10 protein-coding genes are annotated in these 10455 nt (G+C 67.9%); 4 read left to right on the top strand and 6 right to left on the bottom strand.

Going from position 1 to position 10455, the window contains the following annotated elements; translation table 11 throughout:
- From A7Q26_RS24380 to A7Q26_RS24365, 4 genes are all read left to right on the top strand, one after another.
- Positions 1 to 331, top strand: a 331-nt coding sequence (locus A7Q26_RS24380; protein ID WP_157102681.1) for an SDR family oxidoreductase, incomplete at its 5' end; no start/stop codon positions are given.
- 145 nt (positions 332 to 476) lie between these two features.
- Entirely contained in the window at positions 477 to 2864 is a 2388-nt protein-coding gene (locus A7Q26_RS24375; protein ID WP_066865963.1) for a beta-galactosidase, read from the top strand.
- Positions 2861 to 4069, top strand: coding sequence for a glycosyl hydrolase 53 family protein (locus A7Q26_RS24370; RefSeq protein ID WP_066865960.1), 1209 nt, complete (start codon positions 2861 to 2863; stop codon positions 4067 to 4069). The genes A7Q26_RS24375 and A7Q26_RS24370 overlap by 4 nt, the downstream gene beginning before the upstream one ends.
- Entirely contained in the window at positions 4066 to 5025 is a 960-nt protein-coding gene (locus tag A7Q26_RS24365) for a glycoside hydrolase family 43 protein (protein ID WP_066865957.1), read from the top strand. The genes A7Q26_RS24370 and A7Q26_RS24365 overlap by 4 nt, the downstream gene beginning before the upstream one ends.
- On the opposite strand, the gene A7Q26_RS24360 is transcribed toward A7Q26_RS24365, so the two are convergent.
- The 6 genes from A7Q26_RS24360 to A7Q26_RS24335 all read right to left on the bottom strand — a co-directional run bounded on the left by A7Q26_RS24360 (position 4984) and on the right by A7Q26_RS24335 (position 10450).
- The gene (locus A7Q26_RS24360) at positions 4984 to 6423 is read right to left on the bottom strand and encodes an efflux transporter outer membrane subunit (RefSeq protein ID WP_066865954.1); all 1440 of its coding nucleotides are present in this window, start codon (positions 6421 to 6423) and stop codon (positions 4984 to 4986) included. The two genes, A7Q26_RS24365 and A7Q26_RS24360, sit on opposite strands and share 42 nt — an antisense overlap.
- On the bottom strand, positions 6416 to 7318 hold the full coding sequence (locus A7Q26_RS24355; RefSeq protein WP_066865951.1) for an efflux RND transporter periplasmic adaptor subunit: 903 nt from the start codon (positions 7316 to 7318) through the stop codon (positions 6416 to 6418). Before A7Q26_RS24355 ends, A7Q26_RS24360 begins: the two co-directional genes overlap by 8 nt.
- Entirely contained in the window at positions 7315 to 7530 is a 216-nt protein-coding gene (locus A7Q26_RS24350; protein ID WP_066865948.1) for a DUF1656 domain-containing protein, read from the bottom strand. Before A7Q26_RS24350 ends, A7Q26_RS24355 begins: the two co-directional genes overlap by 4 nt.
- A complete protein-coding gene (locus A7Q26_RS24345) occupies positions 7527 to 9584 on the bottom strand; it encodes an FUSC family protein (RefSeq protein WP_066865945.1) in 2058 nt (685 codons plus the stop codon). Before A7Q26_RS24345 ends, A7Q26_RS24350 begins: the two co-directional genes overlap by 4 nt.
- Positions 9581 to 10030 carry a MarR family winged helix-turn-helix transcriptional regulator gene (locus A7Q26_RS24340; protein ID WP_066866002.1) on the bottom strand — a complete coding sequence of 150 codons (450 nt, stop codon included), beginning with the start codon at positions 10028 to 10030 and terminating at the stop codon, positions 9581 to 9583. The genes A7Q26_RS24345 and A7Q26_RS24340 overlap by 4 nt, the downstream gene beginning before the upstream one ends.
- A gap of 117 nt (positions 10031 to 10147) precedes the next feature.
- Positions 10148 to 10450, bottom strand: coding sequence for a hypothetical protein (locus tag A7Q26_RS24335; RefSeq protein ID WP_066865942.1), 303 nt, complete (start codon positions 10448 to 10450; stop codon positions 10148 to 10150).
- Positions 10451 to 10455: the final 5 nt, after the last annotated feature.

Genomic DNA, 10455 nt, shown 5'->3' with positions numbered 1-10455 from the left:
AGATGTGTATAAGAGACAGGGCGGCATCCGCGTGCCGAGCTACACCGCGTCCAAGAGCGGCATCGCGGGCCTGACCAGGCTGCTGGCGAACGAGTGGGCGGCAAAGGGCGTCAACGTCAACGCCATCGCGCCGGGCTATATCGCCACCAACAACACCGCCGCCTTGCAGGCCGACGAGACCCGCAACCGCCAGATCCAGGAACGCATCCCCGCCGGCCGCTGGGGCGATCCCGGCGACATCGGCGGGGCGGCCGTGTTCCTCGCCTCCGCCGCCGCCAACTATATCCACGGCCATATCCTCGCCGTCGACGGCGGATGGCTCGCGCGCTGACCGACGCGCGATCCATATCCCGTTCGAACTGAGCCTGCCGAAGCCCGCTGCTTCTCTTCGGGAGAAGAGAGACAGGCTCAGCCCGGACGAAAGATCATCCCGAGGAGGGACAAACCCTCCCGCATCCACAGGTAGAGGAGGACCGATGCCCGATCTCGACAGGCGAACTGCGCTCACCGCCACCGGCCTCGCGACGCTGGGGCTGGCGCTTCCCGGCCGCGCCGCCCCGATCGCCCCGCTCAGCCTCGATGCCCGAAAGCCCGGCCTCCCGCTCAAATCCGGCCATCTCCACATGGGCAGCGGCACCGGCCCGCATGGCGCGCTCGGCATCACCAACCTCTATCTGACCCGCGACGACCGGCCCTGGCTCCCGGTCATGGGCGAATTCCACTTCACCCGCTTCCCCAACCAATATTGGGAAGAAGAACTGCTCAAGATGAAGGCGGCGGGCGTCACCATCGTCGCCTCCTATATCCTCTGGAACCATGTCGAACTGGCGCCCGACCGCATCGACTGGACCGGCGACCGCGACATCCGCCGCTTCGTCACCCTCTGCCAGAAGCACGGCCTGCTCTTCTTCCTGCGCCCCGGACCATGGGGCCATGCCGAAGCGCGCTTCGGCGGCATCCCCGACTGGATCGTCGCCGGCACCCGCCCGCGCAGCAACGACCCGGCCTATATGGCGCAGGTCGATCGCTTCTGGCGCAGCCTGCACGATCAGGTGAAGGGACTGTTCTGGAAGGATGGCGGCCCGATCGTCGGGATGCAGGTCGAGAATGAATATAATCTCGACGGCGGAGGGCAAGGCCGCGCCCATATCGCGGCGCTGAAAGCCCTGGCGCAGAAGATCGGCTATGACGTGCCGCTCTACACCGTCACCGGCTGGGACCAGACGCTCTATCCCAGGGGGGAGGTCGTGCCCGTCCATGGCGGCTATCCCGACGAACCCTGGTCGGCCAAGACGACCGCGCTGCCGCCCAAGGAAAATTATCTGTTCCGTTTCGACAGCCGGGTCAGCGGCGACCTTGGCGCGCAGACGCGCAACAATCGCCGGGGCGACGCCGACAGCGACATGGCGGACACCCCCTTCCTTGGCGCCGAATATGGCGGCGGCGTGCCGGTCATGTATCGCCGCCGCCCGCTGCTCGAACCCGCCGACGTCGCCGCCGCCGTCACCACGCAGGTCGGGTCGGGCGTCAATCTACTCGGCTATTATATGTTCCATGGCGGCGCGAACCCGCTGGCGCAGGGCCGTACATTGGAAGAAACCCAGCGCTCGGGCGGCTATAATGACTGCCCGATCATCGGCTATGATTTCCAGGCGCCGCTCGGCCAATATGGCGAGGTGAACCCGGTCAACGCCGCGCTGCGCCCGCTCCATTATTTCCTGGGCCACTATGGCGAACGGCTTGCGCCCATGGCCGTCCATGCGCCCACAGCGCTCCCCGCCGACAAGAATGACCTCAAGACCCTGCGCTGGGCCGTCCGCAGCAAGGGCGACAGTGGCTTCCTCTTCGTCAACAACCATGTCCGCCAATATGCCACGCCCGCTTTTCCCGGCACGCGCTTCACCGTGCAATTGCCCGGCGGCGACGTCACCCTGCCCTCGCGCCCCGTCACCATAGCGCCCGGCGCCAGCTTCTTCTGGCCGATCAACATGGATATGGACGGCGTGACGTTGAGCTGGGCCACCGCCCAGCCCGTCACCCGCATCGAAGATAAAGACGGCCCGATCCACATCCTCGCCGCCACATTGCCCGGCGCGGTCGAACTCGCCTTCCCCACCGGCACGCGCCTCTCCGCCCCCATCCGCACGGAGGAAGGCCGCGTCATCGCGCAGGTGCCACCCTCGCCCGATCGCCTGCTGACCATCACCAGCCCGGAAGGCCACCGCATACGCCTCCTCCTGCTGGACCCGGCATCGGCGCAAAATCTCTGGGTCGGCGACATCAGGGGCCAGCGCCGCCTCGTCCTCACCTCGGCCGACACGATGTTCACGCCCGAAGGACTGGTTCTGCGACAGCGCGGCAAGGCGCGGTTCGACTGGCGCATCCTCCCCGGCCCGGCCGCCAGCGCCACCGTCAAAGGCCCGGCCTCCACCACCATCGCTTTCACCCAGACCCGCGAAGCGGGCGAAGCGCCACCTATCATCATCGGCGGTCCCGCCAAGGCGGCGATGCAGCCGCTGCCCGAAGCGCATAAGGCCGCTGCCGCCTTCACCTTCACCCTGCCCGCCGACGCGGTACAACAGGGCGACGCCTTCCTCGAAATCGACTGGCGCGGCGACATCGGCCGGCTGTTCGACGGCGCGGACATGCTGGACGACGCCTATTGGGACGGGCGCGTCTGGCGCATCGGCCTCAAGCGCTTCGCCAATCGCCTCGGCAAGCCCTGGACGCTCACCATCCTGCCGCTGCGCGCCGATGCGCCCATCTATCTGGACGACAAGGCGCGCGCAAAATTGCCCAAGGGCGATCAGGTCGCCAGCCTCCTCACCCTCCGCCTCGTCCCCGAACTGGAGCATCGCCCATGACCCGCCTCACCCGCCGCGCCACCTTCGGCCTTGCGGCCCTGCCGCTGCTCGCCCATCCCGCCCTCGCCGCGTCGAAGACGGGGGGCGCGCGCCCCGGCCCCTTCCTCATCGGCGCGGACATCAGCTGGGTACCGGAGGATGAGGCCGCCGGCGCCCGCTATTATGTGAAGGGCGAACGGAAAGACCCGATCGCGATCCTGCGCGACGCCGGTTTCAACGCCATCCGCCTGCGCATCTTCGTCGATCCGGCCAAGGGCTATTCCAAACGCGAACCGGACAAGGCTTGGGCGGGCCTCGACCAGACGATCAAACTGGGCCGCCGTATCCGCGAGGCGGGCCTCTATCTCGTCCTCAGCTTCCATTATAGCGACACATGGGCAGACCCGGAGCATCAGGGCGTGCCCGCCGCCTGGGCCGGTTACGACCTGCCCCAACTCGCCACGGCGGTCGAGGCCCACACCCATGACACGCTGGTCGCGATGCGCGCGGGCGGCGCGCCGGTCGACATGGCGGTGATCGGCAACGAAACCACCTTCGGCATCCTCTGGCCCCATGGCCGGGTGAAGCTGTCCACCCCGACCGGCAATCCCGTCACCGACGCCAACCATGCGAAGGTGGGCGAAGTCGGCGGCTTCGACAATTTCGCCAGCCTTCTGCGCGCCGGGATAGCGGGCGCGCGCCGCGCCGAACCCGCCATCGCCATCCAGTTGCACAATCATCTCGGCCGCCACTGGCCGATCGTGCGCGAATGGACCGACGCGTTGGTTGCCCGCAAGGTCGATTTCGACGTGATCGGCTTCTCCTGCTACCAGCAGCGCGCGCAGGGCGACTGGGCCACCACCTTCACCGAATTCGTGAAGCGCTATCCCGACAAGGGTCTTCTGGTCGCCGAATATTCCAGCCGCAAACGCTATATCAACGACCTCGTCCACGCGCTGCCCGGCAAGCATGGCTGGGGCACCTTCATCTGGGAACCGATCCGCCATCAGGAGGCTATCTTCGATCTCAACGGGAAAAATGCGGGCGAAGGGGCCAAACCCGACCTGATTTCGCAAGGTCTCAACAGCGCCGAAGCCCCCGGCGGCCTCGCCACCGCACAGCCCGCGCCCAAGCCCGAGCCGACCGGTCCCATGGGCCATGGCGGCGACTATGTCGCAAACCCACTGCTCGACCTCTACGGCCAGATGGCAAAGGACTATCAGTGAGGCGCCGCGACTTCGCGCTTGGTCTTGGTTTTTTGGGCCTGGGCGGGCTGAACCTCGCGGCCTGCGCCACCGGCCGCTCGACGCGCCCTTACGATCCGCTTCTCTTCGCCTATTTCACCACCGGCAAGAAGGGCGAGGCCGATGGCCTGAAATTCGCCGTCAGCGACGACGGCTTCGCCTTCCGCACGCTGGCGGGCGGACGCAGCCTGCTCATCCCGCAAGTCGGCGAGAAGAAGCTGCTCCGCGATCCATTCCTCTTCCATGACGGCAAACTTTATCACCTGCTCTGGACCACCGCCTGGGAAGGCGTGTCCATCGGCCATGCCACCAGCGCCGACCTGATCCACTGGTCCGCGCAACAGGCGATCCCGGTGATGCAGGCCGTGCCCGGCACCCGCAATTGCTGGGCGCCCGAAGCGATCCACGATCCGCGCACCGGCCACTATCAGATTTTCTGGTCCAGCACCGTCACCGGTCGCTTCACCGAAACGGCGGGCACATCGGAATCCGCCTATAATCACCGCCTCTGGCGATCCAACACGGCCGATTTCGAGACCTTCTCACCGCCCGAACCGCTCTACGACCCCGGCTTCAGCGTGATCGACGGCACCTTCGCCCGCGGCCCCGACCAGCAACTCTACCTGATCGTCAAGGACGAGACGGTCGAACCGCCCCGCAAATGGCTTCAGGTCGCCAAGGCCGACAGCCCCACCGGCCCCTTCGGCCCGCTATCCAAACCTTTCTCTCCCCCATGGGTCGAAGGGCCGATGACGGCGCAGGTCGGCGACGCGCTGATCTGCTATTATGACGTCTACAAGGAAGGCCGCTGGGGCGCGGCGATGACCCGCGACATGGCGACATGGGAAGATGTGAGCGCGCGCCTCGCCCTGCCGGCGGGCGCGCGCCACGGATCGCTACTGCGCGTCCCCCGCGCCCTCATCGACCGGATCGCCTGAAGACCATCCCCCGCCCAGCGCGAGGAAGATCGCGATCTGGTCCTGCACCAGTTGCGCTCGCGCGGCGGCGGCGGAAGCCTCCGCGCTCGCCAGGCTGCGCTGCGCATCGAGCAGCGAAAGAAAATCTCCCCGCCCGAAACGGAACAGCTTGCCTGCCTGCCCCGCCGATACGCCCGCGCTGTCGCGCGCCCTGTCCAGCGCAGCGGCCTGCTCGGCATTGCGGCGATAGCTTTCCAGCGCCGTCTCGGTCTGGCGCAGCGCCTCCAGCACCGATGCGTCGAATCCGGCAAGGTCCGCCTTCACCTGCGCATCGGCCTGCGCGATCTGCGCACGCACTACGGGACGATTGGGAAAGCTCCAGCTGAGCAGCGGCCCCAGGCTGAAGCCGAAGGCCGATCCCGATCCGAAATCCTTGAGCGGTCCGGCGAGGCCCACCGACCCGCCGATGCTGACCCGCGGATAGAGGTCGGCCGTCGCGACGCCCAGCCGTGCCGTATCGCCCGCGATCGTCCGTTCCGCCTGCCTGATATCGGGCCGCCGCCGGATCAGCGCCGCGCCATCGCCTACCGGCAAGGGCTGGCCCAGCATCGGTAACGCCGCGCAACTTTCCACTTCGCGTGGATAGTCGGCGGGCGCGCGACCCAGCAGGGTCGCCAGCAGATAGAGCGCATTCTGCCGCTGCGCCGCGAAGCCGGGCAGCGCCGCCTCGCTCGTGTCCACCGCCGCCTGCGCGCGGCTGACGTCGAAGGCGGTGCCGCGCCCGCCTTTGGCCAGCCGCCGCGTCGCATCCAGCGTATCGCGCTGCAACGCCACCACCTTGCGGTTGATCGCGAGGTTGTAGTTGGCCGCGCACACCTGCGCATAGGCCTGCGCCGTCGCCGCCGCCACGCTGACGCGCACATAGTCGCGCGCCGCGGTCACCGCTTCGACATCGGCGCCGCTCGCCTCGATCGCGCGCTTGATCCGACCGTTGAGATCCAGCGGATAGGAGGCGGCCAGCCCCAGATCATAGCTCACCGAACCGGGCAGATGCTGCGACACGCCCGAAGCGCGCGCAATCGTCTCGCCGCCACTCACCGATGTCGTGATCTCCCGTCCTGCCTGCGCTTCCCGCAGCACCGCCTGCGCCTTTTCCAGATTGGCATCGGCGGCGCGCAGGTCGGCATTGGCGACCAGCGCCTGCTCGACCAGCGTGTCGAGCTGCGGATCGGCGTAGAGCCGCCACCAATGGTCGGGCAGCTCGCCTTGCGAAAATTGCCCGCCTTGCGCCGAATGGAAGGCACCCGTCGCCCCCGGCGCGGTCGCCGCCGACTGTTCGGGCGGGCGATAGTCCGGCCCGGCGGTCGCGCAGGCGGCAAGGCTCAGCGCCAGCAGCGGCGCCCAGACGCGCTTACCCATGACGGCAATCCCCCGGCTTGCCATCCCTGGCCGCCGGCTGCACCGTCACGGTCGCGGTGCGGCCGGAAATCAGGCGCAACCCCTCCGGCACCTTCTCCAGCTTCACGCGCACAGGGATACGCTGGGCCAGCCGCACCCAGGAGAAGGTCGGTTCCACCGATGGAAGCAGGTTGCCCGCATTGCTGCGGCTGTCGTCATTGATGCCATAGGCGATGCTTTCGACCCGGCCATGCACATCCTGCGCCTCGCCCATCAGCCGCACCGTCACCGGCGCGCCGATGCAGATCAGCGGCAGCTTGGTTTCCTCGAAATAGCCCTCGACGCGCAGCGAATCGCTGTCGATCAGCGCCATCGCCTGGCTCCCCGCGCCGACATAATCGCCGGGATGCAGGTCCAGATTGGTGACGACGCCATTGACCGACGCAACGATCTTGGTGCGCTTCAGGTTCAGCGCGGCGGCATCGCGCCCGCTCAGCGCTTCGGCCAGCGCGGCCTGTGCGGTTTCGACCTTGGCGAGATTCTGCTCATGCGTCTCGGCCGCCACCAGATCGCCCAGCGCCGTGTCGCGCCGGGCCTCGCGCCGCGCCTGCCCCAGCGTCGCCTGCGCGCTGGCGATCCGGGCGTTCGCCTCCTCCAGCGCCATGGAATAGCGGGGCGTGTCGATGACGAAGAGCAGGTCGCCCGCCTTCACCTGCTGGTTGTCGCGCACCGCGACCGAGGTGACGAGGCCGCTGATGTCGGGCGTCACCCGCACGACGTCGGCGCGCACCCGGCCGTCGCGGGTCCAGGGGCTGCCCTCATAATGATTCCACATCCACACGGCGACGGCGGTCGCGGCGACGACGAGGGCGATGGTGGCGGCGCTGCGGATCAGCACTGTAGTGAGGCGATTCATAGACGGATTCCAAGGGTGGGGACGAGGATGGCGAGGCCGCCAAGGATCAGCACGAAGATGCTGAGATCGACGGCCGCGCGATAGGCGAGGAAGCGGTAGAGGCCGGCGGCGCCGATCAGCCGGGTGACGGCCCAGGCGAGGATCAGCGCGACGAGCGCCAGCAGCAGGAGCGTGGGGATGAAGATACCGCCAAGGGCAATTTCTCCGGTCATGCGGTGGCCCTCCGATGGCCTTGCGCGTCGGGGAACAGGTTACGGCGCAGGCTGACGAGGCCCAGCACCGCCTCGCGCCGGATCGACGGTCGCGGATTGGCCGCCAGTTCGTCGATCGCCGCGTCTATGTCGTCGAGCAGCGCCGGGTCGGCGGCCTGCGGTGCGTCAGGGTCCAGCCGGCGATAATGACGGCCGACCCCCTGCAACACAGTAGCGAGCCGCCCGCCCTCCTGCACCGGCAGGTCGAGCCGCAATTGCCGCAGTTCGCCGATCGCCACGCCCGTGCGCAGGTCGCGCAGCGCGTCGTAGAGCGGCTTGCCGCTGTCCCGCCGCGTGGCGGCCAGGCGCGGGGCGAGCAATGCGATGCGATCCAGCATCCGGTTTATCCAGCCGCGCACGTCGGGCGGCGACATCAATGTCGCGCGATTGGCGATGTCGGTCCAGCCCGCGCGGATCGTCCGGCGGATTGCCCGCTCGACGCCCGCCGACTGGAGCAGGCCGGCCATGATGATCGCGAACCAGATGCCGACGATCTGCGCCACCGCGCCGTTGATGTAGGTGGCGAAGGCGCTGACATAGCGGTCGGACAGCAGCACCGGGCTGCCGAGGCCCAGCAGCGTCGGCAGCGCGATCCCCGCCCAGCGGGGCGAGGCCATCAACGCGCCGAGCAGCAGCAGCACCGGCGCATAGGCCAGGGCCAGCATCGCGAAACCGTCCAGCCGGGGCATGATCGCATAGCCATAAAGCGCGCCCAGCGCGGATGCGGCGATCGTCCCGACCATGAAGCCCTTGAGCGGCGCCAGCGGATTGTCGGCGGCGGCGAACAGGGCCAGGAACACGCCCGCCAGCATCACCGCCGTGCCGCCATCCTTCCATCCGCTGCCGATCCACAGGGCGCAGCCGATGGCGATGGTCATGAAGGCGCCGAACGCGCCGCGCGCCGCCCCCGCATAATCGCGATGCAGTTCCCGGTTGCGTCGCCCTTCCAGCAGCAGCGCGACGCGCGGCGTCACGGCGGCACGGCTGTGAGTCGCCATCTGGTCCGCCAGGTCGCGGCAATCGCGATGCGCCGCGACCAGCGCCGCGAGCCGGGCATAGAGGCTCAACCGCATCATGTCGCCCCAGCCCATCGCCGCGTTCGCCTCCGGCTCCAGCGCCTGGCAACGGTCGATCAGTTGCTGCGCCCGCGTGGCGCGGGTCGCATTGTCGGGCGCGGGCGTCTCCAGCCACAGTCGGATATCGGCTATCAGCGCCTCGACCTGCATCGGCACCCTGCCGTCATTGGCGGCCTTCAGCTCGGCCAGCCTGTCTTCCACCGCCGCGCCCAGCGGCAGCAGCATCGACAGCTGGTCCTGCAACGCGCGCACGGTGCGGACGCGTGGGGCCAGCCGGCTGATGTCGAAGGGCAGGTGGACCGACATCTGGTGCAGTTCGGTGACGTCCTGCGCCAGTCGGCGGCGCTCGGCGTCCAGCCCCGCCACCGGCGCGACGGCGATCGCGTCGCGCGACCAGCGCTCCGCATCGCGAAGGATCGCCTCGACCCGGCCCAGCAGCACCGCCGTGATCGATCCGGGCAGGACGACGCCATGGACCAGGCTGCCACACAGGATGCCGATGGATATTTCCTGCACCCGCAGCGACGCGACGGTGAAGATGGCCTGGGGCGTATCGACGTCGGGAAAGACGATCAGGCAGGCGGTATAGCCCGCCAGCACGAACATGTAGGAACGGGGCGTGCGATCCAGCAGCGAGACGAAGACGCACAGCCCCAGCCAGGACGCCATCGCGAGCGACAGCAGTTCCGGCGCATTGACCAGCGGCGGCACGATGGCGACGGCGAACATGGCGCCGACGAAGGTGCCGATGATGCGGAACAGCGCCTTGGAAATCACGGCCCCCGCCATCGGCTGGGCGACGATATAGCTGGTCAGGAATGCCCAATAGGGGCGCTCAAGCCCGATGCTGAAGGCGACGAACAGCGCCAGCATGGCGGCCGCCAGGCATTTCAGGGAAAAGAGCGCGGCCGGCAGGCCGAATTTTTCGCCCAGCGTCACATCTGGCTCCGCCGTTCGGCGATGCGATGGGCAAGAAGGTCGAGCATTTCGACCATGATCTCGATCGCCTCGTCGGGCACGTCGCGCAGCAGGTCGGCGCGCAGCGCGCCCAGCTTCGTCTCGATCTGCCCGACCAGTTCCTTGCCCGCCGAGGTCAGCGCGATGACGTTGGACCGCTTGTCATCCGGATGCTGCGTTCGCGCGACCAGCCCCGCCGCCTGCAACTGGTCCAGCGTCCGGACCAGCGAAGGCTGGCTGATGTCGAGGGATTCGGCCAGTTCCGCCTGGCGCACATCGGGGCCGATGCGGTCGATATGGATCAGGCACCAGCCCGCGCTGTTCGACACGCCGAACTGCGCCAGCGCGGCGTCGGCCAGCTGCCGCCAACTGCGGGCGACAGGCGCCATCTTGTGCGCGAGCGCGCGCTTGGATTCTGAAAGGGGCATATTCATTAGATAGCTAACTAATGAATAATGTCAAGATTCGTACAGCTGTCCATGTCGCTGTCGGCTTTCGTCCCGTTCGAACGGGAAAGGCCCGGACGAATCCGGGCCTTTCGCCTTTCAGCCCCGACGCGTGCCGTTGAAGGCCGACGCGCCGAAGGCGCCCAGCTGCATCGTGCCGGTGATCGCGTCGCCGGCGACTTCCGCCTCGCACTCCAGCGTCATCGGCATGGGCATGGTCATTTCCATCTTCCAGGTCAGCTTCGCGCCATCGACCTTGCCGTCGACCACGTCCAGCGATCCCATCATGCCGGCGAAGGTGCCGTTGAAGCGGTCGCCGCTGCTGATGACGGTGAACACGCCCTTCTGGTCGCCCATCGGGGTCTTCGCCACGCAATCATAAGCGCCATCGACACTTGCCATATCCA

The sequence above is a fragment of the Sphingobium sp. TCM1 genome, from assembly GCF_001650725.1.
Lineage (GTDB): Bacteria > Pseudomonadota > Alphaproteobacteria > Sphingomonadales > Sphingomonadaceae > Sphingobium.
Note: the sequence above shows the minus strand (reverse complement) of the source record. Positions and strands in the feature narration are given on the sequence as shown.

Bases quoted from the DNA above. Each gene is read 5' to 3' on its own strand.
- A7Q26_RS24370 (WP_066865960.1), top strand. From the start codon at position 2,861: ATGACCCGCCTCACCCGCCGCGCCACCTTCGGCCTTGCGGCCCTGCCG.
- A7Q26_RS24360 (WP_066865954.1), bottom strand. From the start codon at position 6,423: ATGGGTAAGCGCGTCTGGGCGCCGCTGCTGGCGCTGAGCCTTGCCGCC.
- A7Q26_RS24375 (WP_066865963.1), top strand. From the start codon at position 477: ATGCCCGATCTCGACAGGCGAACTGCGCTCACCGCCACCGGCCTCGCG.
- A7Q26_RS24350 (WP_066865948.1), bottom strand. From the start codon at position 7,530: ATGACCGGAGAAATTGCCCTTGGCGGTATCTTCATCCCCACGCTCCTG.
- A7Q26_RS24355 (WP_066865951.1), bottom strand. From the start codon at position 7,318: ATGAATCGCCTCACTACAGTGCTGATCCGCAGCGCCGCCACCATCGCC.
- A7Q26_RS24340 (WP_066866002.1), bottom strand. From the start codon at position 10,030: ATGCCCCTTTCAGAATCCAAGCGCGCGCTCGCGCACAAGATGGCGCCT.
- A7Q26_RS24335 (WP_066865942.1), bottom strand. From the start codon at position 10,450: ATGGCAAGTGTCGATGGCGCTTATGATTGCGTGGCGAAGACCCCGATG.